This is a genomic window from Alteromonas sp. OM2203 (assembly GCF_048517045.1).
Taxonomy (GTDB): Bacteria; Pseudomonadota; Gammaproteobacteria; order Enterobacterales; family Alteromonadaceae; genus Alteromonas; species Alteromonas gracilis.
In genome coordinates this window covers 696,727-719,572 of sequence record NZ_CP183209.1, presented here as the reverse complement: position 1 = coordinate 719,572, position 22,846 = coordinate 696,727, and the positions used below count along the sequence as shown (strand labels likewise).

The window sequence follows — 22,846 nt, the reverse complement described above, 5'->3', positions numbered from 1 at the left end:
AAATTGCTTACTCTGTAAGTAAACGCCGTTGACGCACAAGGACATCTTCCCTTATAGGGAAGTATCCGTCTCTTAATACCTGCTGCTGCCCTTCCTTTGACAAAATGTAGCGAAGAAATTCTCTTTCTAATGTAGGTAATGGTTCATTTGGCTTCTTATTAATAACGAGATAAAGAAAACGAGCAAAGGGGTAGGTCTCGTTACGAACGGTGTCGATAGATAAAGGTATTAAATCATCAAGTGTATCCCCTAGCGGCAACGCACGAACGCCTGCTGTTTTGTAGCCGTAGGCGGCGTAGCCAATAGCACCTGTACCACTGGCCACAGACAATACCACAGAGGCCGAGCCTGGCTGTTCATTCACCGTATTTTTAAAGTCACCATCGCACAATGCCATCACTTTAAACAAGCCGTAAGTACCTGAAACGGAGTTTCTTCCATAAAGACGGATGGGAGAACGATAAGCGATATTATCAACACCAAGCTGCGACCAATTTGTTATTTCATTGTCGCTCCCGCAAAACTGTGTTTCCGAAAACACGGCATCTACTTGCTCTAACGTCATACCTGGAAGTGGGTTTCGTCTGTCTACAAAGATAGCGATGGCATCCATCGCAACTTTTAAGACAGTGGGGGGGTAGCCGTGTATTCGCGTGAAGTCTCGGATTTCACTGGGCTTTAACTCTCGGCTCATTGGGCCTATTGTTGCCGTGCCCTCAATAAGAGCAGGTGGTGCTGTCGATGAACCTGATGCTTGGATCTGAAACCCCACTTGGGGATAGAACGTTTTGAATTCCTGTGACCAAAATGTCATTAAATTAGCGAGCGTATCGGAGCCGACAGACGATATTTTTCCCGCTACGCCAGGCGCTCGCTCGTAAGTTGGAACGTCGTAAGCATGAGAAGCTGTTTGAGTAGGCGTATCTTTTGAAGAACTTGCAAACGCGTTGGCAGACAAAAATAGTACAACGAGTAAAAGTACGTTTGAAATAAAACAGAACCGCTTTATCATCTTTCCTCGCCTTTCAAACACGTAACCTCCCCAATTTAAAGCTTTTCTGTAATGAGTTCGTTGTCCAGAACAAACGAGAAGGTGCTTCCCTCTCCCAACGTACTTGAAATTTCCAAGCGCGAATTATGATGGCTCAGCACGTGTTTTACAATGGATAGGCCCAAACCAGACCCCCCGGTTTTTCTTGATCGCGCTTTATCCACGCGGTAAAAGCGCTCGGTTAAGCGATTGAGATGATTTTGTTCGATACCATCGCCGTTATCTACCACTGAAAACTGTGCACCATTGACCTCACGCTGCCAATATACGTTAATTTCACCGCCAGCGGGGGTGTAGTGTACGGCGTTGAACACAAGATTCGAACACGCACTTCGAAGCTCAGTTTCTACACCAAATACGTAAAGATCTTCATCCACGTGAAATGTAATTGTATGATTTTTCTCTTTGTTCAGTGATTGCGCTTCTCGTTCAACTTGCGCGAGCATGACAGGGACATTAACCACATTCTCATAGATTCGCTCTGAGCTTGCTTCAATGCGCGACAATACCAATAAGTCTTCAATCAAACTTTGCATACGTTGCGTTTGCGATGTCATTTCTTTCATCGCCTTTTGCATGAATGGATCAGAGTCTTCATCAATAGGAAGAATTTCAAGATATCCGTTAATAACCGTTAGCGGCGTGCGAAGCTCATGAGATACATTCGCCACAAAATCTTTTCGCATTTCCTCGAGCTGTGAAACACGGGTAATATCACGGGCAATAAGTAAAAGATGCTCGTCACCATAAGGCATGATGCGATATTCGAAGGTTTTGTTTGGATTGGTGGGCGATGGCACTTCAATGGGATACTTGTAGTTGCCCGCATGGAAATACTGAATAAACTCAGGGTGACGGATCAAATTATCTATGCGGCGACCTGAGTCTTGAGGCCATTTCAGCCCTAAATCTAAGCGTGCCAGGCGGTTACACCACATAATGCACGCCTTTGCGTCTACTACAACCGCCGCATCAGGTAAGGCTTCAGAACCTTCCCGAAAGCGCTTAACTAATTCGCCTAGTTCTTTGCGTTTGTTTCGATTGCGGCGCTGAAGGTAATAAATACCTTCATAAATATGCTCCCACACGCCACGTACCGTGGGAGGAGACATCTTACGGCTGTGCCATAGCCAGCGATTCAGCTTATAAAGATGCCAATAATTAAACAGCAGCAGAAGCGTTGCGCCAATAGCAACAGCAAGTAGCATGTCATCTAAATACCACCCGACCAGCGCAAATATCACAAGGAATAATATTAAGCGCAGTGTACTTCTCAGCCAAGAGAACGGGTAATACATGAGATAGCTCGCGTTGTTAAGAGTAAAAAGAAGCGCACATCAGTTAGGGCGAAAAAACTAAAGGGAGCAACTATGTGTTTCTCCCTTCATTTTATTTGCTTTATAGCTTAGTAGAAAAACGATAGCCTGCGCCGCGCACTGTTTGAATCATTGCATCGTGACCGTGACGAGATATGGCCTTACGCAGACGTCGAATATGCACATCGACTGTTCTGTCTTCAACATATACGTTGGTTCCCCAGACATTATCAAGCAATAACTCTCGACTGTATACACGTTCTGGGTGCGTCATGAAAAAGTGAAGAAGCTTAAATTCTGTTGGGCCCATATCTAGCGGGTCGTCATTCGCCATAACGCGATGAGATACCGGCTCTAGCTTAAGACCATTAAATTCTATCGGCTCTTCGCTAGAGGTTGGTGTAACCCGGCGCATTACTGCCTTGATCCGCGCAACTAACTCTTTTGGCGAGAAAGGCTTTGTCACATAGTCATCAGCGCCAGCATCTAGACCGCGAATTTTATCTTCTTCTTCTCCGCGCGCTGTAAGCATAATGACAGGAATATCACGTGTGAACTCGTGCTGCTTCAAGCTTTTTGCCAACTGCACACCGCTACCACCGGGTAGCATCCAGTCTAACAATATTAAGTCTGGATACGGCTCACAAATTTTTTCTTGCGCGACATCGAAGTCTTCTGCTTCAATAATGTTAAATCCTGATTGTTCTAATACAAACTTTAACATTTCACGAATGGGCGCTTCGTCCTCAACCACCAACACTGTACGAGACATCGTTATATTCCTGCTCATTTTAATCGCCGCTATTATTAATGTGGTCTGTGACAGTTTTATTAAAACGATTACATTAATGTGTCAAGCTTAAGACACTTATAAATAGGTTCCGTCCAAAGTTTAATCACTCAATCTTGTTTATTGACACGTTTACGCATATTCTTGAATTGTCAAAATTACCAACACCTTATCAGCAAACAAGTATTTAAGTCGCAAAGGTGTCGTAAATCATAGATCTGATGTAACAGGGGTATGTTTATAAATGGCCGCGGTCAAGACAGGGTTATCAAGGAAGCTCTTAACCAGAGTATTGTCAGTATATTTCTCACTGACGCTGCTTGTTACGGTAGGTCAGATTTTTACAGAGTACCTCAGCACCAAAAACCATGTGGAAAGCGAACTACAGACGTTGAAAAATACGTTTTCGTCTAGCCTTACTCGTGCTTTGTGGGAACTAAATCATGACCAAGTCCGTGCCATCTCAGAAGGTTTGATGTCTTTGCCTATTGTTGAAGGCCTGCAAGTCCGCGGCGAAAATGGCAATTACATTGCCGAGTACGGTCTTCGTGCTAAGCGCTCACCTGCTCCTGTGGACCGCGAAATTATTGAGGACCACTCTGGCGGTGTTTTTAGTTTCAGTTTTCCTCTGGTATTTAAATTTTCAGGGCGAGAGTCAACTGTAGGCGACGTAACCCTGTATTCAAGCTTCGACACAATTTTTAGTCGTATCGAAGTTGGGGTCTTTTTTCTTATCGGCAACGCAATTGTGAAGACCACCTTCCTAGTTTTTCTATTCATGACCGCGTTTCGCACCATGCTTTCAGAGCCTCTGCAAACTATTACTGAGCAGATGGAAAACTTTGATCCCCAACACCCTGAAGAGAGCAAACTCAATATAAAACTAGAAGATGACAATGAGTTACTTCAGCTTAAACAGTCTTACAATGGCGTCATTGACGACCTTATCGCTTCGAATAATAAATTAAACGAAGCGCAAAATGAGTTAACCCTTGCGAACAAAAAGTTGGATGACCAAAACCTCATTTTGGAACAAGAAGTCGCGAAAAAGACCGCGTCTTTATCGCAAATTATGCTCGATCTCGAACAACAAAAGGACGAGCTGATAGCTCATCAGCGAGAGCTTCGGCAAGAAAACGAAAACCGCCAATACATTGAAGCAGAGCTAAGACAACGCAATAAGGAGTTAGCTGGCTCAATGGATACGCTAAAACATGCACAAGAGCAGCTGCTAGAGTCTGAGCGCATGGCATCACTTGGTGGTTTGGTAGCTGGTATTGCACATGATGTAAATACGCCGCTTGGGGTCGGTGTCACCGCCGCTAGTTTTCTTCAAGAGAGACTTAATAATTTAAAAACGGACTTTGAAGACAAAAGCCTCACCAGTAAAAATATGGCGAGTTTTATCGATGAGGCAGAACAAACAGCGCTATTATTACTGAATAATCTCGAGCGTGCCTCTGACCTCATTGCTAGCTTTAAGCAGGTTGCGGTAGACCAGACAAGCGAGACTGAACGAGAAATTAATTTAAATGACTATATCAACGAAATCATTCAATCGCTGAAACCAAGCTTTAAACATACCGAATACCAAATCAATGTCTCTTGTCCACAAAACCTGGTGGTTACGTGCGCGCCGGGCGCTATTGCCCAAATCGTTACGAATATGGTTATGAACTCCATTACCCATGGTTTTGAAGGGCGGGCTAAGGGCTCCATTACCCTAGAGGTAAAAGAAGAGAATAATACGGTAAGTCTTTATTACAGCGACGACGGTAAAGGACTCAGTGAAGAAGAGTTGAGCAAACTCTTTGACGCTTTCTATACCACCAAACGAGGCAAAGGTGGCAGTGGTTTGGGCACGCACATCATGTATAACTTGGTAACACAGTCACTGAATGGGCAGATAGAAGCACAAAGCTCTATCGATAAAGGCTTAGAGTACTTCATTCGTTTTCCTAAAAACTAATATCCCCCCCTGAAAAGTTTTGTCTCAACATAAGCGCGTAGCATACGCGCTTTTATTCTTGTAAGCGTCTTTTATTCAATTGCACAGCTCCGTCTACATTGGTACGCTTGCGCCCTATTTCTATCAAGAGAATGCTTACACTATGTGGTTTAAAAACGTAAAAGCCTATCAAATTACTCAGCCGCTATCGCTAGACGAGGGCGATTTAGAGCGCGCCCTTAACGAGCATGCTTTCAGACCGTGCGGCAGCCAAGATTTGGCAACCATGGGGTTTGCTTCCCCGTTCTCTCAAGCTGGAAAGCAAGGCACTATGTTTCATGTTGTTCAACAGCGTTTTTGGATAACATTAAAGAAACAAGAAAAAATTCTTCCTTCGGCTGTAGTAAATGCTGAACTTGATGAAATGACAGCTAAGATCGAAATGGAAACCGGCTCGCCGGTTGGCAAAAAAGCCAAAGCCGACCTTAAGCAAGAAATTCAGACCCGCTTGCTGCCCCAGGCCTTTACGAAAAATACCTACACTCACGGCTTTATATCACTTGCCGACAATTTAGTAGTGGTTGATGCGTCTTCTGATGGGAAAGCCGAAGCCTTTTTGGCAATGGTAAGAAAGGCTATAGGTTCACTACCGGTTGTGCCGTTCACGCGTAGAAGCCTTCAAAGCGAACTTACCCACTGGGTTACTGAGTCAACGCCAGAAGGCGTAGGCCTACTTGAAGAAGCTGAACTTAAATCAACCGATGACACAGGCAGCGTTATACGTTGTAAGAATCAGCCGCTAGACAGTGAAGAAATCAGTATTCATCTAGATGCAGGTAAACTGGTTCAAAAAGTCGCATTTGAATATGCAGAAACGCTAACCGCTATTATTTGTGAAGACGGTGCTATTAAGCGCATTAAGTTCACAGACCGCATTAAAGAAGAGACTGACGACGTACCTAAAGATCAGGTTGAGGCCCGCCTTGACGCAGAGTTCGCGCTAATGTCAGCGGAAATTTGTACGCTGCTCAACTTTCTTCGTGGCGCACTTAATCTTAACGACGACAGTTTGTAAAACTGTTCGGATAGTCGTGGGGTAACGTCAACGATACCCCATCGCTATAATAGCGCCTGATTATTATTACAAGGATAATCAGGCCATTCGGCGGTATTATCTACACCACGTTTTTATTAATGTGTGGTGCATTGGCGAATACTATAACGTCGTTTCAATGTGGATAGTGAATTACCACAATAAAACGGGTTTCCCCTTCCTCGTCTCGATAACCGTGAGGCTGATCTGCTCGCAATATACATTGCTCTTGTGCCTTATATTCCTGCCACTGACCACCTTGCAACACACCTAACTTTCCTTGTAAAACGTGAATATGTTCGGTGACGCCTATTTGGTGAGCCGAAGAATGCTGTTCATGAAAGTTCTTTAAACAAAGCTCGAACATCTCAAACTGTGTCGCAGCGCTAAATGGAAATAAGGTTTTTATGGTTACGTTTATATCATTAGCGAACTTATGCTCGGCATGTTGAGAGGAAAGTTCAACGTCGTCATCAGATAAGAAAGAAGAAAACGAACATTCAAGGCCTGTGGCTATCTTCCACAGCGTTGCAATGGTAGGACTCGACTCACCTCTCTCTATTTGCCCTAGCATAGCTTTAGATACCCCCGTCAACTGCGCTGTTTTATCAAGGGAAAGCCCCCGTGCTTTGCGAACCGATTGCAGGTGTTGGGAAATACTTTTCGAAATAGCAGAAGGCGGCGTATTCGATTTTGTCATCTGATCAGAGCCTTTTATTTTTTCGCAGGTGCTACCAAAGTGCTTGTGCGCTATAACGCACAAATGTTATGTTACAATATGTGCGCTATAGCGCACAGTTAGATAGGATAGCACACTTTAACGATAAAAATTCGATAAACATAGTGAGTCTGTTTTTATCGCTCAATCAATCTAGGGTCGACGTTCTAGCACGGGTATTTTTATGAGTAAATGGAAGTTAAGCCATATCAGCGCAGGGCTTACCGCCGTTACGGTAGGTTATAGCAGTTCTGTTGTTATCATCATCGATGTAGCGCGCAAAGCCGGCGCCAGTGACGATATGGTAGTAAGCTGGTTACTCGCACTTGGTCTAGGTATGGGCATTACCTGCATTCTGTTTTCATGGCTCTCCAAACTGCCCGTTGTTACCGCATGGTCTACACCTGGTGCGGCTTTTCTATTAACGAGTATTGGTGACTACCGATTAAGTGAAGCCATTGGGGCATTTGTTATATGCGCTTTACTTTCTCTTGTGACCGCGCAAAGCCGTAGTCTGCTGAAACAGATAAGTCGAATTCCTCCTGCAATTTCATCTGCACTTTTGGCTGGTATTCTCTTACCTATATGTTTAGCGATATTCAGTGATGTAAATGAAGCGCCGTATTTAGTCGCGTTATTTATTGCGGCCTATCTCGTTGGGAGCCGTTTATTTCCCCGCTATCTAATGCTGATATTACTGGTTATGTCGGTGGGTATTAGTGTATTTATGGGCAGTTCACACGGCGTTATATCTTTACCGGGCGACGCATCGATGTTTTCACCAGAAATGGCATCGAATTTTACACTACCGGCTCCTATTTGGGTTACACCTAGCTTCTCTTTAAGTGCGGCTATTGGGTTAGCCTTTCCTCTTTTTCTCATCACTACACTTTCCCAAAACTTACCAGGCATTGCTATTCATCACGCTCATGGATACACGCCCGACCACAAGCCAATTTTATCAGGCATTGCCATTGTGCAAGCACTATTGGCGCCTTTCGGTGGGTTTACTTTTAACCTGGCAGCCATTACCGCAGCGCTGTGTATGGGCGAGCAAGCTGATAGCGAAAAGTCGCAACGCTACAGAGCTGCAATAGCAGCCGGCGTGGCGTATTTATTTATGGGGCTGTTAGCGTCTGTGGTCGTGGCGTTATTTGTCAGTATGCCCAGTATTATCATTCACCTTCTTGCCGGACTCGCATTGTTGGCCACACTCCAAAGCGCCGTGGCGCGCGCTATGGAAGTTGAACATCACAGAGCACCTGCAATGCTTACCATGCTTTGTACGGCGTCAGGCTTCAGTTTATTTTCCATGACCTCTGCGGTTTGGGGGCTAGGTTTAGGTTTACTACTTCTTTATATTCAGAAGCCGCCAGAACACCCACGTTAACTGAGATGGACAAAAAAAGCCGAGAACTCAACGCTATCGGCTTTCTCATATTGACCACTAATGCTCGTTTACATAGGATAACGGGCTTAGTCCCTTCTTCTAAACAACCTACATTAGAGGAAGATTTGCTTGGCAGCGCTACTTAGCTCTTCAAACTCATCTGAGTGAAGCTCACCCATATCTTCTACCACACCACGCTGAATGGCTAGATTTAAAATCGCGTCTTTTTGATTACCAGCAGCACCTGATACAGCAGCGCCCACACGAACAAAGTCGATATAACTTAACTCGTCAGGAATATAGCTCAAGTCTTTCCAATTTTTTGCAACATTGACAAAGCTTTCACCGAAGCCCCACTTCTCCATAATATTGGCGCCGATCCGGCCCGCTAGTTTGTCAATTGCCACCTCAAGAAATGAAGGGTTTGCGAATACCTCTGGATGACGCTCTGCTTCTGTTAAGATAGGAAGGACACCAATGTTGTGCACAAGCGCGGCTAGCGTCATCGTATCCATGCTCATTTCACGCTTTTTAGTTCGAGCAATATAAAGCTGCAGTACCGCCATAGAACTAGCAACAATATTCACCGTATTTGCCCATTCTTTTTGTAAATAGCGCGCAACCACGTCATTTTTAGACACAAACAACTGTTCCATTGCTAACGCCGTGGAAATATTCTTTATCTGACGCAGCCCAATGCGCGTCACCGCTTGACTAACGGAGTTAACTTTGACACTACGCCCCATATAAGCGCTGTTCGCGATCTTAATCATTCTTGCACTAAGTGATGGATCTTGACCAATAACATCACCCATCGCATTAAGGTTAATATCAGGATCATCTGCCGCTTTACGAATTTTCAGCGCGATGGCGGGAAGTGTAGGAAGTACAAGCGTATCATTATTAATTTTTTCAACCAAAATGGTTGAGAGCGCGTTCTGTGTAGACATATTTCTACCCTTAGGAAGTTCCAAATAGCCCTTAAAAGGCAATAAGTTACATTACTGATTAATCGATGACTGCGACAAGTCACGGCGTTACAGATTAATTGTTGAACGTTGCATTCCCTGCGTCTACTCGTGTAAACCCAAATGTGACACGTGAAAATACAAACTGTTTATTGTTTTTCTTTGATGTTTCTAACACCATACTATAGTAGCTCTTCGGTTTCGACCATCTAAAAATAGAAAACGTGACAGCGAAATTTTCGCTAATACCTAGGGCTTATTCAAAGTATAGACAACAAGCGGCAGAGCACTATCAAATTCACGCAATTTTTTTTCATACTTTTGTATTAAATCAAAAGCATAGCTATAGTGTGCTACCTACCCAACGACAGATTAAACGGTAATTATAATATGAAAAAAGTACTTTCACGCTACTCCCCTATTGCAGCCGCAGTAGCTGGACTATTCATACTTTCAGCTTGCAGCAAGAGCGCCGACACAACGCAAGCTAGCTCACCTGATACTGATAAACAGCAAATATTGTTAGTTGATGAGTCACGCCTGTCTATTTATCACGGTGTAGATTTGACGAGTGATTTATCTCACCTAAGCGATAATCAACGTGAAATGCTCTCTCTGTTAATCGATGCATCGAAAATCATGGATGATTTATTTTGGAAGCAAGCTTTCTTCGAAGATAAAGATGCCTTTCTCTCTTCAATAAGCGACGAAAAAGTTCGTCATTTTGCCGCCATAAACTATGGCCCATGGGACCGGTTAAACGGCGATACGCCTTTTATTAGCGGCTATGAAGATAAAGCACTTGGCGCCGAATTTTACCCTCTCGACATGGATAAAGCCGAGTTTGCTACGGCGAACTTTAAAGACAAACAGGGTCTTTACTCCATGATTAAACGTGACGAAGCAGGCAACCTTTATTCAGTGCCTTACTCTGAAGCATTTAAAAGCGAATTGATGAAGGCTTCTGATCTTCTCAAAAAAGCGTCCACACTCGCTGAAGACGAGAGCTTTAAGCAATACTTACAACTGCGTTCAGAGGCCTTACTATCAAACGACTACCTCGCCTCTGATATGGCATGGATGGATATGAAAACCAATCCGGTTGAATTGGTTATCGGCCCTATCGAAAGCTATGAAGATCAGTTGTTTGGTTATCGCGCTGCCTTTGAAGCGTACGTGCTAATTAAAGACCTCGCTTGGAGTGAAAAGCTCGCTAAATATGCAGCCTTCTTACCTGAGTTACAGCAAGGGCTTCCGGTTGCTGAGGCGTATAAAGCTGAAATGCCGGGTTCTGATGCCGACCTTAATGCTTATGACGTTATTTATTATGCAGGGCATTCTAATGCGGGCAGCAAAACCATCGCAATCAATTTGCCAAATGATGAACGTGTTCAGCTAGAAAAAGGCACCCGTCGTCTTCAGCTTAAAAACGCTATGCGCGCAAAATTCGACACTATTCTTGTACCTATTGCAGACACGTTAATCGTACCCGAGCAGCGAAAACATATTACCTTCGACGCCTTTTTTGCAAATACCATGTTCCACGAGGTAGCACATGGTCTTGGTATTAAGAATACATTGGATGGTGCGAGTACCGTGCGCGGCGCATTAAAAGAGCATGCTTCAGCCCTTGAAGAAGGCAAAGCCGATATTTTAGGTTTGTACATGGTACAAAGTCTTCTTGAAAAAGGTGAAATTACCGAAGGTACACTGGAAGATTATTACGTCACCTTTATGGCCGGAATTTTCCGCTCAGTACGTTTCGGCGCAAGCTCTGCTCATGGTAAAGCGAACATGATCCGCTTCAACTTCTTTGCCCAACAAGGCGCGTTTGAAAAAACAGAAGACGGTCTATATCGCGTGAATATGGAAAAGATGGGTGCCGCTGTTGAAGCATTATCTGAACTTATTCTTACACTGCAGGGTGACGGCGATTACGATGGCGTAGCGAAACTGGTTGAAACCATGGGCGTTATCAAACCCGACCTTGCATCTGATTTAGCACGTTTAGAAGCGGCAAGTATTCCTGTTGATATTCACTTCAACCAAGGTAAGAAAATACTGGGCCTTGCTGATTAATCTCGGGGAAAGGTCAAAGGTTAAGCAAATAACCTCATTTTCAGCAACAGATATAACAAAAAGGCCGCCCTTAAACGCAAGTGCGGCCTTTACTATATATTTCCTATGGAACCTTGATTACTCTACGTGACGCTTCATATTCTCTGAGTATGGAGGCCAGCCAAGTGGTTTACCCGCTAGCACATGTAGGTGAATATGATACACAGTTTGTCCGCCATACTCATTGCAGTTCATAACCGTGCGATAACCCTGATCGGCAAAGCCCTGCTCTTTCGCGATTTTAGCGGCAACGAAAGATAAATGGCCCACAACAACGCGGTCTTCCTCTGCAATATCGTTCACCGTCGCAATCTGCTTTTTCGGTATAACGAGAAAATGAGTCGGAGCTTGAGGGTTAATATCTTTAAACGCCAGAGCAAGTTCGTCTTCGTACAAAATATCAGCTGGAATTTCTTTGTTGATAATCTTATCAAAAATAGTTTCTGCCATATCTCACTTCCTTATTCCATATTAATTATGGCGCGTTTCATTCACGCCTGTAATTTTTCAATATTGTCTAAACAGTGACGCTCGATGCACATCGAATTAATACTCATTAACCCCGCCCCTACCGCTTTGCTAATGGCTCGTTGCTACGCGAACACAAACCATAGCAATACAGCGCCTAATGCCAAACGATAAATAACGAAAGGCAGCATGCCAATGCGGGATATCCAGCTTAGAAACAAATAAATACACAGGTAGGCGCTTACAAAAGAAAACGCTGCGCCGTATAGCAGCGCATACCAGTCAACCGCCTCGTTTGCATTAAGTAAGTCGAGGGTAGCTAAAAGTCCCGCACCTAAAATAACTGGAATTGATAATAAGAAAGAAAAACGAGCGCAGGCTTCTCGCTTTAACCCTAACATCAAGCCTGCGGTCATGGTAATACCTGAACGAGATGTCCCCGGAATTAACGCCAAGACTTGTGCTAAACCAATATAGACAGCTTGTTTTAATGTTAAACCTTCAAGCTCTTTTTCTCGTTTAGCAGTGGCATCCGCATACCAAAGTAATAAGCCAAAGAAAATGGTAGTGCCAGCTATCACCAAAGCCGTACGTGCATTATCTTCAATCCAGCCTTTCATTAAGAAGCCAATGATCACAGCGGGAATGGTCGCAACAATGACGTACCATGCTAACTTGCTGTCTGTAGATTGCTGCTTGCTAAAACCCTGCGTTACCCAAGCCACCGTCATTTGCCCTATCTCTTGGCGAAAATAAATCATGACAGCAAGTAGACTTCCTACGTGCACAGCAACATCGAAGGCCAAGCCTTGGCTTACCCATCCGAAGAGTTCCGCGGGTAAAAGTAAATGCCCAGAGCTACTAATAGGAAGAAACTCAGTCACGCCCTGAATAATTGCTAAAATTATAATTTCGAAAAGTGTCATTCCTTTGCTTAACTCCAAGTAAAGTCAATTGGCCATAGTTGCTGTTTTTGTTTATCAAAGTTTTGCCACATTTGGGCATAGGTTTCTTGCGTTTCAGGGTGAATGTCGTTGGGAACAAGTTCAGCTAACGGCCAAAGCACAAACGCGTTGTAGCAAATTTCTTCGCGAGGCAAAACCACAGGGGTTGTGGTTATCTCACTATCATAGGTAAGCAAATCAAGATCAAGGGTTCTGGCACAAAACTTTTTGTCTGTGTGCACTCTGCCATTCTCTCTCTCGATAGATTTAAGCGTGGCGCACACCTCTTCAATGCTTTTCGATGTTGTTGCCCGCGCTGCTGCGTTGTAAAAAGGGTTACCGTTAAACCCAACCGCTTCACTTTCGTAAACGGAAGACACGGTGACATCACTGAACACGTGTTTTAACGCCGCTAAAGACCGCCGCGTATAATGTTCCCGCTCTATATTGGAACCGATACTAATCAATATGGTGTGTGAAGACATTAAACCCGCTCTTTGCTCATTTCAACAGCAACCGTTCGCGCGTTGGGAAGGATATTTGGCTTTACGATTTTAAGTGTAATTCCGTTAGCTGGAAAGCTTTCAAGAACGGAATTCATTACTTTGCTACCAAAAGCTTCAAGTAGTTCAAACGTGCTTTCTTTACCCACTTGTACGATACATTCGGCGACTTTTGCATAGTCGACGGTGTCGGCCACGTCATCGCTTTGCATAGCCGCTTGCAAGTCAACATCAAGTGTCACGTCAAGAAGTAATTGGGTTGTGCGCTCGCGTTCCCAATCATAAACACCAATCAGGGTGTCAACCTCAAGACCTGTAATATATATTTTACCCATGGAATTTTTCATCTTGTACTGTTATCAAACCAATCTATCGCCGTGTTATCGGCGTGATTACTGGTCTTACTACTGCGCTTTCACCCATATATTGAGGCTAAACGGTGGTATATCACGTTTGGATGGAGTAGCTTTACGCTTATGTGTCGTAACTATACCGCTGTATGACAACTGGGAGCAACCAAGGTTTTATAATTTTAATTAGGCGGCTTGGTGCAATGTGCATCATGGCGCACTTTGTAAGAAAGCCCATATCTGTCTAATAAAAAGGCCCCTTTACTTAGATAGCACATGCTTAAAAAATACTTTTAAAAACTAGAATGCATAAATGATTTCGCTAACCCTTTTAATGATTGCTGTCGCCTACCTCTTTGGCTCACTTTCAAGTGCCGTCGTAATAAGTCGACTGTTTGGATTACCTGACCCCAGAACCGCCGGTTCTAAAAACCCAGGCGCAACTAATGTTTACCGACTAGGTGGGCGTGTTCCCGCATTACTTGTTCTTGTTATGGACATTTTAAAAGGCACTATTCCCGTATATGGCAGCTATTTTTTAGGTATAGAGCCTATCACTCTGGGTTTAATAGCCATATTCGCATGCCTAGGCCATATTTTCCCGCTCTACTTTGGTTTTCAAGGTGGAAAAGCGGTAGCTACCGCATTTGGCGCTATGCTGCCTATTGGGCTTGATTTAGCGGGCCTGCTCATTCTAAGTTGGGTGATTATAGTTTTTCTTACCGGCTACTCTTCACTCGGCGCGCTTATCGCCGTATCGCTAGCGCCTCTGTTTACGTTTTTAATAAAGCCGTTGTACACCGTTCCCGTTGCAATGCTTTCTTTGCTTATTATAGTGCGACATAAAGACAACATTACCCGCCTGCTAGCGGGTAATGAAAGTAAGGTGTGGGATAAAGGAAAAGTTAAAGAATAAGCCCCTTTCTTAACACATCAAGCTCTCCATCTATAGGTGTAATCGGTGCAACACCAAGAATTTTTGCCAGCGCTGGATATACCTCCAGATTACTAAATGGAGGAAGGGTTGTACCTGATGCAAACGCGGGTCCTACAGCGACAAACGTCGCTCCCATGTCAGGCAGCGTATTGAGGTAACCGTGTCCTCCTTTACTGACATGCATACTGTTGGGATTCTTGAAACGCGCGGGTGGCGCAATTTCAATAATAATATCGCCCGTTCTGTTGCCTGCCTCCATGTGACGCGCCGCACGCTGCTTTTTATTCAACACAATGAAGCGATTTTCGGCTATTTTCTCTAAGCGGGACATTTCATTGCTGATTGCTTCGTTAGACAGGTCATTTTTAGCATACAAATGCACCTGGGCCCCTGCATTTTCGATAATAAAGCTTTCTGGAATTGACAGTGACGCTATGTCCAGAAGTTGCTCCTCGTCTATCGGAGTCATACCGTGGTCGGAAACAACAACTAAGTTTACCTTTAGATCTAGTTGATTTATGCGCTGGTAAAGTTGGCCAATCAGCGCATCAACTTTTTGAACCGCATCGTAAGTTTTGTCTGCGAAAGGCCCCTCGTCGTGACCTACTGAATCAGTCAATGAAAAATAACCAGCTATAAAGCGAGGACGAGATATTTCAGGCAATTTGAGCCAGTTGACTATCTGATCAACCCGCTCTTGGTAATCGGAATATTTGGAATAATGATAGTGGTAAGTGGGTAATGCGCCAGATATACGCGCGTCAGACTCTGGCCAGAAAAAAGTAGCCGCCTTCATACCGTGATATTCAACAAGATTCCAAAGTGGTGTTGCTTTTATCCATGTGCTGTCTGCGCCACCATCGCCAAGTTCATATCGTGCGAAGCTATCCTTGTTCGGCCGCGATTTGTCGTAAAACCGGTTGTTTACAATGCCATGATTTTTGGGAAGTAATCCGGTAACTAAAGATATGTGGTTGGGAAAGGTGTTGGAAGGGTATACAGGGGTCATCGACACAGCCCTTACCCCTTGCTTCGCAATGGCGTTTAAATGCTTAGCTTTGTGCAGCTCTATGTAGTCGTGACGAAAGCCGTCTAAAGATATCATCACTACGTATTGCTTATTTGTTTCAGCGTCCCCCTTTGAGTCGTGCGCCATTGGCGTTCCAGTTGGCAGTACCTGACCCGTAGCGAATACATTGAACGATATTAGCGTTGCTAGAGTGAGTGACGTTACAAAAAAACCAAGCGAGTATTTCACCATGCCTGAGAACCGTGTTGTCCAGTTTTCTAACCTCATACTGCCTTTCCCTTGCTTATTTGCTCATCTGATTAACAGTAAAGGCAGTGAAGCATGTTTTCATTGCCTTTTTGTGTATTTCCATCGCGAAACGTTATTGGCTACGCCAAACGTTCGTCGTAAACAGCTCAATGAAAACCATCAACGAGCACGTTTTGCGACGAACAATCGACGTATATTAAATAGCCGTCAAGGTATCCAGCGGCCAGCGCGGCTTAGCTTGAGAAGACAAAGCTAAGGTCTCTCCTGCTTTCAAACGCTGCATACCGGCATAGGCAATCATCGCACCATTATCGGTACAATACGCCAAGCTTGGATAAAACACCTCTCCCTTAAGGTCTTGCATAAGGGCTTTCATCTCTGCGCGTAGCATTGTGTTAGCACTCACGCCCCCCGCTATAACTAAACGTTTCATACCTGTTTGCTTTAACGCACGTTTACATTTAATGATAAGCGTATCGACAACCGCCTCTTGAAATGCATAGGCAATATTTGCTTTCGTTTGCTCTACCTGCTGTGCGGTCAAGTCAGTATTGTCTGTTAAGTCAGCATCGCGAATGGTGTTCGCTGCAAACGTTTTTAAACCACTAAAGCTGAAATCAAGGCCCGGTCTGTCTGTCATTGGACGTGGAAACTTGTAGTGACCTGCTTCGCCTTTTTCAGCTAACTTCGCCAACAAAGGCCCTCCAGGGTAATCAAGCCCTAGTAACTTAGCCGTTTTATCAAACGCCTCGCCTGCGGCATCATCAATAGACTCACCAAGTACTTCGTATTGACCGATGCCTTCGACTTTAACCAGCATTGAGTGGCCACCAGACACCAAAAGAGCAACGAAAGGAAATGCCGGCGCGTCATCTTCAAGCATGGGCGCTAACAAATGCCCTTCCATGTGGTGAACGCCCACCGCAGGTACATTCCATGCGTAGGCCAGCGAACGGCCTACTGAAGATCCTACAAGCAGTGCCCCAACCAAGCCTGGTCCTTGAGTAAAAGCAACGCCGTCGATTTCTGATGGCTTTGTGTTGGCATCTTCCATAGCTTTTTCAATGAGAGGAATGATTTTTCTAACGTGGTCACGGGAGGCAAGTTCGGGGACCACACCGCCATAATCTGCATGGAGTTTAACTTGACTATAAAGCTCATGTGACAACAAACCTTTTTCATAATCGTAAACCGCGATGCCTGTCTCGTCACAAGATGTTTCAATTCCTAAAATACGCATGGGGAGTAAGCCTTTTTACTACTAACGATAATGCTCTGCGTTTGGACGCGCTTACACGTTCACAACTTTAATGAACCGTACTTGTCGAATAATACCAAAAACAAAGTAAATAATACTGGCGATCTGTGGCGATCATCTTTATGATCCGGCCGCGATCATAATACTACCCTTATCAGAAACATCCGGTTTTACGTTTTTGACCGATTACCGTTCAAAAAAAGAAAAATCATGAAGGACATCGTCTGAAAAGGGCGCTTAATTGTGCCGAGTTAAGGAACACGGTGCTTAACGAGCGCAGAGTTTACCTTTAATCCTACATTCATGGAATGCCAGTTATCAGGTAAATGAACGGTAAATGCACAATATTGGCTATTTTTTAGCAATTCATCCTTTACTTTCTCTGTAGATATGATTAGAATTTCGCACCATTTTTAACCCGGGTGGCCTTTTTAGCGCACAATTTTACCCGGATTTACACAGTAAAAGTTTTGAGGTGAGTGTTTAATGCCTATCGTTAAAGTTAGAGAAAACGAGCCGTTTGATGTGGCGCTGCGTCGTTTTAAGCGTTCTTGTGAAAAAGCAGGTGTTCTTTCTGAAGTTCGTCGTCGTGAATTCTTCGAAAAGCCAACTTGGGAACGCAAGCGCAAGAAAGCTGCCGCTAAAAAGCGTCATCTTAAGAAGCTAGCTCGTGAAAACGCACGTCGCGTAAAACTCTACTAATATAGGGTTAGCCAACGAGTCTGAAAGGTGTTGCAATTGCAGCACCTTTCGCGTTTCTGGGCCTTTATTTTTTATCCTTTGCAGTCCTACTAAATGATTACACTCGGTTTTTAACGTAGGATTGAAGGTATAGTAATCTTTGCTGTAAGTTTTTGCAGCGCCTGATAAGCTTAATTTATTAATAAAAAACAGGAAGCATCATGGCACTAATTGATGATTTAAAAGCAGCGCAGAAAGATGCGATGCGTGCAAAAGAAAAATTACGTCTTGGTACTATTCGTATGGCTATGGCTGCCATCAAACAAAAAGAAATTGATGAGCAAATAACGCTTGATGATAGCCAGATTCTGGCTGTACTTACCAAGATGGTTAAACAGCGCCAAGACGCAGCAGCTCAGTACGATGCAGCTAATCGTGACGATCTAGCAAGTAAAGAGAGAGAAGAAATTACCTATATTGAAGATTTTCTTCCTCAGCCTTTAAGTGACGACGAGCTAAACGCCCTTATCGATGAAACCATGGCCGCTACAGGCGCTTCAGGTATGCAGGATATGGGTAAAGTAATGGGCGCTTTAAAGCCTAAAGTTCAAGGCCGTACGGACATGGGTGCGCTAAGTGCAAAAATTAAGGCACGCCTGAACGCGTAAGCGTAAATTATAGCTTGAACCAACTAGTGCGAGGGTGTGGGTAACCACGCCTTCGTTGTTCTCATTTTTAAACTTCCCTGTTAAAGTAACCCACTGTCTTAATCATGTTGCTATAGGCCTTCTAAGGCGTCGTTGCATCATATGCATTAATGGTCCTTTTTAAAAATACCCTCATGGCTGGAAAAATACCGCGCGATTTCATAGATGATCTTTTATCACGTACTGATGTGGTAGAAGTGGTCGATAGCCGAGTAAAACTTAAAAAAGCAGGCAAAAACTATCAGGCGTGCTGTCCTTTCCACAACGAAAAATCTCCATCTTTTACAGTTAGTCAAGACAAGCAGTTTTATCATTGTTTTGGCTGTGGAGCGCATGGCAACGCTATCTCCTTTATCATGGAGTTTGATCGCCTTGAGTTTGTAGAGGCTATTGAGGAACTTGCTCGCTACCACGGTCTTGAGGTACCCCGAGAAAAGGGCAGCCGACCGGCGATGAGCGAAGAGAAAAAGCAACAACAACAAGACGACTATGCAGTGATGGAACAAGTTGCGCGCTTTTTTCAGCATCAGCTACGCCAAAACGGCAATAGCAAAAAGGCCATCGACTATCTAAAAAATCGTGGGCTCAGCGGCGATATCGTTAAGCAATGGGAAATCGGCTATGCGCCAGATAGTTGGGATGCCCTGCTTAATACATTTGGTAAAGACCCACAGCGCATTAAACAACTCATCGATTTAAAACTTGTTAATCGCAATGACCAAGGTCGTACGTATGACTTCTTTCGCGATCGAATTATGTTTCCAATTCGAGACAAGCGCGGCCGCGTCGTTGGGTTTGGTGGGCGTGTCCTCGATGATGGCGGCCCCAAATACTTAAACTCTCCCGAAACTCGCATATTCCATAAAGGCAGCGAGCTATTTGGTTTTTATTCTGCTCGTCAAAATAATCGTAACCTAGATACCGTGGTTATCGTTGAAGGCTATATGGATGTAGTTGCACTCAGTCAATTTGACATTAATATCGCCACTGCTGCATTGGGTACTGCGACGACCCCTGAGCATATTCAAATGCTGGTTCGCGCAACGTCGCACATAGTATGCTGCTACGATGGCGACAGAGCTGGCAGAGAAGCTGCTTGGCGCGCATTGGAAAATGCGCTACCTGCGTTAAAAGATGGCGTACGTTTGTCGTTTTTATTCTTACCCGATGGTGAAGATCCAGACACTATGGTACGCCAAATAGGTAAAGAAGCATTTATGGGTATGCTTGATGAAGCCATGCCCCTGTCACGTTTCTTTTTCGAAAATTTGTTAAAAACCCACAACGTAGGCTCGCCTGAAGGCAAAATAGCGCTCAAAAAAGCGGCATTACCGCTTATCGAAAGTACGCTAGGGGAAGACCAGAAACAAATGCTGTTGGAAGAGTTGGCGAAACATACTGGCGAGTTCGACCGCTTTAAGCTCCAACAAGATATTACGAGGGCAAATCAAGGCTCTAAGCAAGCGTATTCCCCAAGTCGAAATCAAGTGAATAAGCCTAAGCTATCGCCTCTTCGGATGCTTATCCGTTTGCTCATAGATAAACCAGCACTCGCGTCGATATGCGAAGATGTTCAGATAGACATTTTTGCTGGTAGTACTGCCGCGGGTATGGATTTGTTACGCGATGTTCATCGCTACTGTTTAGCAAATCCAAAAGCAAAAACCGCACAGCTTGTTGAAAATTTCCGCGACCATCCCCATTCTTCTACTATCGCGAAATTATTGTTACAAGAACACTTAGTAAAAGACGAGGATGCTGAACGTGTATACAACGACAGTTTCGCTCGCTTACTCGATGGGCATTTTGATAGCCGAATTGAAACCTTAATTTCACGCTCGCGGGTTCAGCCGCTTACCCAAGCGGAGAAACAGGAATTGAACCTGCTCATGAGGGAAAGACAGAAAAGTTAGCCACGTATGTCATCAATTTGATTTTTGACCTGCTGGTTAGCCTGCTCTAACGTAGTAAGTACTTTTAACTCCGGCTGGTTTGACAGTTGGCTGCAAGAAAATTACTGGCTAAAAAATCGGCCATCAATCTGGTAAAACCACCGCATATTCTGCTATACTGGCTAATTCGCTGCAAGCTTCTTTATTTAGGCTTAACGCTAAAGAAGTGAACAAATATGCAGCAATACTAGTAGCAAAGATATAGCCGAACATAAACGGGCAGAACCAAACCCGAGCAGATGTGCATCGCAAAAGTAACGGTTTACACCGGCGTGGCATCGAGCATTAACGGCCTTGATACAAATGCAGTACTACAGCAGATCAGGGAACATACCTAGACGTATGTTGTCTTTTCTATTGCAAACTAATTGAATGTGAGAAGTGTAGGTTATATGGCGCAAAGCAAGCAGTCTCAGATTAAACTCCTGATTGCAAAAGGTAAAGAGCAAGGTTACTTAACCTTTGCAGAAGTTAACGACCACCTGCCGCAAGATATTGTCGATTCTGATCAAATCGAAGACATAATCCGCATGATTAATGACATGGGAATTCAAGTATCTGAATCAGCTCCTGATGCAGACGAACTTCTCATGCAAGAAGCAAATGCCGATGAAGATGCTGCAGAAGCAGCAGCACAGGCACTTGCTACTGTAGAAAGTGAAATTGGCCGTACGACTGACCCGGTTCGCATGTACATGCGTGAAATGGGTACTGTTGAACTTCTTACTCGTGAAGGCGAAATTGAAATCGCTAAGCGAATCGAAGATGGTATCAATCAGGTTCAGTGTTCAGTTGCCGAATATCCAGAAGCAATTACATACTTATTGGATCAGTGGGACCTTTACGAAGCAGAAGAGATTCGTCTAAGCGATATTATTTCTGGCTTTGTTGACCCTAATGATGATCAAGATCTTGCTCCAACAGCAACGCACGTTGGTTCTGAATTGTCTGAAGAAGAATTAGATGATGAAGATGGCGATGATGACGAAGACGAAGACGAAGAAGAAGACGACAGCGGTGTTGACCCTGAGTTAGCACGTGAGCGCTTTACAGAGCTTCGTGAGCAGTACATCAAGACCCGTGAAGTCATTGAGAAGAAAGGGCGCTCTCACGCGGATGCGCGTACTCAAATTAACGCTTTGAGCGACGTATTCAAAGAGTTCCGCTTGGTTCCTAAGCAGTTCGACCGCATGGTTAAAAACATGCGCGAAATGATGGATAAAGTGCGCATTCAAGAACGCCTTGTTATGAAGTTTTGCGTCGTTAACGCTAAAATGCCTAAGAAAGATTTTATCAAAGCATTTGCTGGCAACGAAACGTCGACAGCTTGGTTGCACGAAACAATTAAGTCTGGTGCACCTTATGCCTCAGATCTTGCAGTTAACCAAGAAGAAATTGAGCGCTGTATCAGCAAGATGAACCAAGTTGAGCAAGAAACTGGCTTGGTCATTGCTGATATCAAAGACATCAACCGTCGCATGTCTATCGGTGAAGCCAAAGCACGCCGCGCGAAGAAAGAGATGGTTGAAGCTAACTTGCGTCTTGTTATTTCAATCGCTAAGAAGTACACCAACCGCGGCCTTCAATTCCTTGACCTTATCCAAGAAGGTAATATTGGCCTAATGAAGGCAGTAGATAAATTTGAATACCGTCGTGGTTACAAGTTTTCTACCTATGCAACGTGGTGGATTCGTCAGGCTATTACTCGTTCAATCGCAGACCAGGCGCGTACTATCCGTATTCCTGTTCATATGATTGAAACGATTAATAAGCTAAATCGTATCTCTCGTCAGATGCTTCAAGAAATGGGTCGCGAGCCTACACCTGAAGAATTATCTGAGCGCATGTTGATGCCTGAGGATAAGATCCGCAAAGTACTTAAAATCGCTAAAGAGCCTATTTCGATGGAAACCCCCATCGGTGATGATGAAGATTCACATCTTGGTGACTTTATCGAGGACAGCACAATTATCCAGCCCCTCGATTCAGCAACAGGCGGAAGCTTGAAAGGCGCAACTCAGGAAGTACTGGCGGGTTTAACAGCAAGAGAAGCTAAAGTACTTCGTATGCGTTTTGGTATCGATATGAACACCGACCATACGCTTGAAGAAGTGGGTAAGCAGTTTGATGTAACGCGTGAGCGTATTCGTCAAATCGAAGCGAAAGCACTTCGCAAGCTTCGTCATCCTAGCCGTTCTGAGCAGCTTCGTAGTTTCTTAGACGAGTAGTTCTAGCGGTAATCGCATTAATAAAAATCCCCAGCTTGCTGGGGATTTTTTTATGCGTCGTAAAGGCAATCAATTAATTGCGTTAGGGGAATATCTGCAAAAAAGCCCCCTAATGGGGTCTTTACTAAAGTTGCTCATCACAGCATT

The 22,846-nt window shown here is 44.2% G+C and carries 20 protein-coding genes; 9 read left to right on the top strand and 11 right to left on the bottom strand.

Features of this window, described 5'->3' with window-relative positions; genetic code table 11:
• Window positions 1-7: 7 nt before the first annotated feature.
• The 3 genes from ACM0P2_RS03205 to phoB form a co-directional block, all read right to left on the bottom strand.
• Window positions 8-1,012 carry a PstS family phosphate ABC transporter substrate-binding protein gene (locus tag ACM0P2_RS03205; protein WP_159119524.1) on the bottom strand — a complete coding sequence of 335 codons (1,005 nt, stop codon included), beginning with the start codon at window positions 1,010-1,012 and terminating at the stop codon, window positions 8-10.
• 35 nt (window positions 1,013-1,047) lie between these two features.
• A complete protein-coding gene (gene phoR, locus ACM0P2_RS03200) occupies window positions 1,048-2,349 on the bottom strand; it encodes a phosphate regulon sensor histidine kinase PhoR (protein WP_159119525.1) in 1,302 nt (433 codons plus the stop codon).
• Window positions 2,350-2,449: 100 nt separating this feature from the next.
• Window positions 2,450-3,139 (bottom strand): phosphate regulon transcriptional regulator PhoB, encoded by a 690-nt coding sequence (phoB, locus tag ACM0P2_RS03195; RefSeq protein WP_120960870.1) that lies wholly within the window; start codon window positions 3,137-3,139, stop codon window positions 2,450-2,452.
• 262 nt (window positions 3,140-3,401) lie between these two features.
• Here phoB and ACM0P2_RS03190 point away from each other — a divergent pair, with 262 nt between their 5' ends.
• Together ACM0P2_RS03190 and rdgC are read left to right on the top strand one after the other, a co-directional pair.
• Window positions 3,402-5,126 (top strand): sensor histidine kinase, encoded by a 1,725-nt coding sequence (locus tag ACM0P2_RS03190; RefSeq protein WP_173360116.1) that lies wholly within the window; start codon window positions 3,402-3,404, stop codon window positions 5,124-5,126.
• Window positions 5,127-5,268: 142 nt separating this feature from the next.
• Window positions 5,269-6,180 (top strand): recombination-associated protein RdgC, encoded by a 912-nt coding sequence (rdgC, locus tag ACM0P2_RS03185; RefSeq protein ID WP_105930856.1) that lies wholly within the window; start codon window positions 5,269-5,271, stop codon window positions 6,178-6,180.
• Between the two features lie 154 nt (window positions 6,181-6,334).
• On the opposite strand, the gene ACM0P2_RS03180 is transcribed toward rdgC, so the two are convergent.
• Window positions 6,335-6,898, bottom strand: a complete 564-nt coding sequence (locus tag ACM0P2_RS03180; protein WP_173360117.1) for a helix-turn-helix domain-containing protein — start codon at window positions 6,896-6,898, stop codon at window positions 6,335-6,337.
• A gap of 202 nt (window positions 6,899-7,100) precedes the next feature.
• Between ACM0P2_RS03180 and ACM0P2_RS03175 the strand changes: the two genes are divergently transcribed.
• Window positions 7,101-8,306 carry a benzoate/H(+) symporter BenE family transporter gene (locus ACM0P2_RS03175; RefSeq protein ID WP_173360118.1) on the top strand — a complete coding sequence of 402 codons (1,206 nt, stop codon included), beginning with the start codon at window positions 7,101-7,103 and terminating at the stop codon, window positions 8,304-8,306.
• A 113-nt stretch (window positions 8,307-8,419) separates the two neighbouring features.
• Here ACM0P2_RS03175 and ACM0P2_RS03170 read toward each other — a convergent pair whose 3' ends face one another.
• Entirely contained in the window at window positions 8,420-9,256 is an 837-nt protein-coding gene (locus ACM0P2_RS03170) for an HDOD domain-containing protein (protein WP_173360119.1), read from the bottom strand.
• Window positions 9,257-9,664: 408 nt separating this feature from the next.
• Here ACM0P2_RS03170 and ACM0P2_RS03165 point away from each other — a divergent pair, with 408 nt between their 5' ends.
• Window positions 9,665-11,353 (top strand): dipeptidyl-peptidase 3 family protein, encoded by a 1,689-nt coding sequence (locus ACM0P2_RS03165; protein ID WP_419227268.1) that lies wholly within the window; start codon window positions 9,665-9,667, stop codon window positions 11,351-11,353.
• Between the two features lie 117 nt (window positions 11,354-11,470).
• Here the strand turns inward: ACM0P2_RS03165 and ACM0P2_RS03160 are convergent, their stop codons facing one another.
• The 4 genes from ACM0P2_RS03160 to folB form a co-directional block, all read right to left on the bottom strand.
• On the bottom strand, window positions 11,471-11,842 hold the full coding sequence (locus tag ACM0P2_RS03160) for a histidine triad nucleotide-binding protein (protein ID WP_105930736.1): 372 nt from the start codon (window positions 11,840-11,842) through the stop codon (window positions 11,471-11,473).
• Window positions 11,843-11,985: 143 nt separating this feature from the next.
• Window positions 11,986-12,786, bottom strand: a complete 801-nt coding sequence (locus ACM0P2_RS03155; protein WP_159119532.1) for an undecaprenyl-diphosphate phosphatase — start codon at window positions 12,784-12,786, stop codon at window positions 11,986-11,988.
• Window positions 12,787-12,794: 8 nt separating this feature from the next.
• Complete coding sequence (folK, locus tag ACM0P2_RS03150; RefSeq protein ID WP_159119533.1) at window positions 12,795-13,289, bottom strand: 2-amino-4-hydroxy-6-hydroxymethyldihydropteridine diphosphokinase; 495 nt, start codon at window positions 13,287-13,289, stop codon at window positions 12,795-12,797.
• Complete coding sequence (folB, locus tag ACM0P2_RS03145; protein ID WP_105930739.1) at window positions 13,289-13,642, bottom strand: dihydroneopterin aldolase; 354 nt, start codon at window positions 13,640-13,642, stop codon at window positions 13,289-13,291. Before folB ends, folK begins: the two co-directional genes overlap by 1 nt.
• A gap of 328 nt (window positions 13,643-13,970) precedes the next feature.
• Here folB and plsY point away from each other — a divergent pair, with 328 nt between their 5' ends.
• Entirely contained in the window at window positions 13,971-14,573 is a 603-nt protein-coding gene (gene plsY, locus ACM0P2_RS03140; protein WP_159119534.1) for a glycerol-3-phosphate 1-O-acyltransferase PlsY, read from the top strand.
• On the opposite strand, the gene ACM0P2_RS03135 is transcribed toward plsY, so the two are convergent.
• Together ACM0P2_RS03135 and tsaD are read right to left on the bottom strand one after the other, a co-directional pair.
• Window positions 14,563-15,750: an ectonucleotide pyrophosphatase/phosphodiesterase gene (locus ACM0P2_RS03135; protein WP_373996020.1), complete on the bottom strand. Its 1,188-nt coding sequence runs from the start codon at window positions 15,748-15,750 to the stop codon at window positions 14,563-14,565. The two genes, plsY and ACM0P2_RS03135, sit on opposite strands and share 11 nt — an antisense overlap.
• A gap of 319 nt (window positions 15,751-16,069) precedes the next feature.
• The gene (gene tsaD / locus ACM0P2_RS03130) at window positions 16,070-17,113 is read right to left on the bottom strand and encodes a tRNA (adenosine(37)-N6)-threonylcarbamoyltransferase complex transferase subunit TsaD (RefSeq protein WP_159119536.1); all 1,044 of its coding nucleotides are present in this window, start codon (window positions 17,111-17,113) and stop codon (window positions 16,070-16,072) included.
• Between the two features lie 504 nt (window positions 17,114-17,617).
• Here tsaD and rpsU point away from each other — a divergent pair.
• From rpsU to rpoD, 4 genes are all read left to right on the top strand, one after another.
• On the top strand, window positions 17,618-17,833 hold the full coding sequence (gene rpsU, locus ACM0P2_RS03125) for a 30S ribosomal protein S21 (protein ID WP_012517258.1): 216 nt from the start codon (window positions 17,618-17,620) through the stop codon (window positions 17,831-17,833).
• Window positions 17,834-18,033: 200 nt separating this feature from the next.
• A complete protein-coding gene (locus tag ACM0P2_RS03120; RefSeq protein ID WP_159119537.1) occupies window positions 18,034-18,480 on the top strand; it encodes a GatB/YqeY domain-containing protein in 447 nt (148 codons plus the stop codon).
• Between the two features lie 173 nt (window positions 18,481-18,653).
• Complete coding sequence (gene dnaG, locus ACM0P2_RS03115) at window positions 18,654-20,432, top strand: DNA primase (protein WP_159119538.1); 1,779 nt, start codon at window positions 18,654-18,656, stop codon at window positions 20,430-20,432.
• 431 nt (window positions 20,433-20,863) lie between these two features.
• A complete protein-coding gene (gene rpoD, locus ACM0P2_RS03110; protein ID WP_159119539.1) occupies window positions 20,864-22,699 on the top strand; it encodes an RNA polymerase sigma factor RpoD in 1,836 nt (611 codons plus the stop codon).
• Window positions 22,700-22,846: the final 147 nt, after the last annotated feature.

Bases quoted from the DNA above. Each gene is read 5' to 3' on its own strand.
- ACM0P2_RS03190 (WP_173360116.1), top strand. From the start codon at position 3,402: ATGGCCGCGGTCAAGACAGGGTTATCAAGGAAGCTCTTAACCAGAGTA.
- phoR (WP_159119525.1), bottom strand. From the start codon at position 2,349: ATGTATTACCCGTTCTCTTGGCTGAGAAGTACACTGCGCTTAATATTA.
- ACM0P2_RS03160 (WP_105930736.1), bottom strand. From the start codon at position 11,842: ATGGCAGAAACTATTTTTGATAAGATTATCAACAAAGAAATTCCAGCT.
- ACM0P2_RS03155 (WP_159119532.1), bottom strand. From the start codon at position 12,786: ATGACACTTTTCGAAATTATAATTTTAGCAATTATTCAGGGCGTGACT.
- tsaD (WP_159119536.1), bottom strand. From the start codon at position 17,113: ATGCGTATTTTAGGAATTGAAACATCTTGTGACGAGACAGGCATCGCG.
- ACM0P2_RS03175 (WP_173360118.1), top strand. From the start codon at position 7,101: ATGAGTAAATGGAAGTTAAGCCATATCAGCGCAGGGCTTACCGCCGTT.
- ACM0P2_RS03135 (WP_373996020.1), bottom strand. From the start codon at position 15,750: ATGGCGCACGACTCAAAGGGGGACGCTGAAACAAATAAGCAATACGTA.
- folB (WP_105930739.1), bottom strand. From the start codon at position 13,642: ATGGGTAAAATATATATTACAGGTCTTGAGGTTGACACCCTGATTGGT.
- ACM0P2_RS03180 (WP_173360117.1), bottom strand. From the start codon at position 6,898: ATGACAAAATCGAATACGCCGCCTTCTGCTATTTCGAAAAGTATTTCC.
- dnaG (WP_159119538.1), top strand. From the start codon at position 18,654: ATGGCTGGAAAAATACCGCGCGATTTCATAGATGATCTTTTATCACGT.
- ACM0P2_RS03165 (WP_419227268.1), top strand. From the start codon at position 9,665: ATGAAAAAAGTACTTTCACGCTACTCCCCTATTGCAGCCGCAGTAGCT.
- folK (WP_159119533.1), bottom strand. From the start codon at position 13,289: ATGTCTTCACACACCATATTGATTAGTATCGGTTCCAATATAGAGCGG.
- ACM0P2_RS03170 (WP_173360119.1), bottom strand. From the start codon at position 9,256: ATGTCTACACAGAACGCGCTCTCAACCATTTTGGTTGAAAAAATTAAT.
- rpsU (WP_012517258.1), top strand. From the start codon at position 17,618: ATGCCTATCGTTAAAGTTAGAGAAAACGAGCCGTTTGATGTGGCGCTG.
- rdgC (WP_105930856.1), top strand. From the start codon at position 5,269: ATGTGGTTTAAAAACGTAAAAGCCTATCAAATTACTCAGCCGCTATCG.
- ACM0P2_RS03205 (WP_159119524.1), bottom strand. From the start codon at position 1,012: ATGATAAAGCGGTTCTGTTTTATTTCAAACGTACTTTTACTCGTTGTA.
- phoB (WP_120960870.1), bottom strand. From the start codon at position 3,139: ATGTCTCGTACAGTGTTGGTGGTTGAGGACGAAGCGCCCATTCGTGAA.
- plsY (WP_159119534.1), top strand. From the start codon at position 13,971: ATGATTTCGCTAACCCTTTTAATGATTGCTGTCGCCTACCTCTTTGGC.
- rpoD (WP_159119539.1), top strand. From the start codon at position 20,864: ATGGCGCAAAGCAAGCAGTCTCAGATTAAACTCCTGATTGCAAAAGGT.
- ACM0P2_RS03120 (WP_159119537.1), top strand. From the start codon at position 18,034: ATGGCACTAATTGATGATTTAAAAGCAGCGCAGAAAGATGCGATGCGT.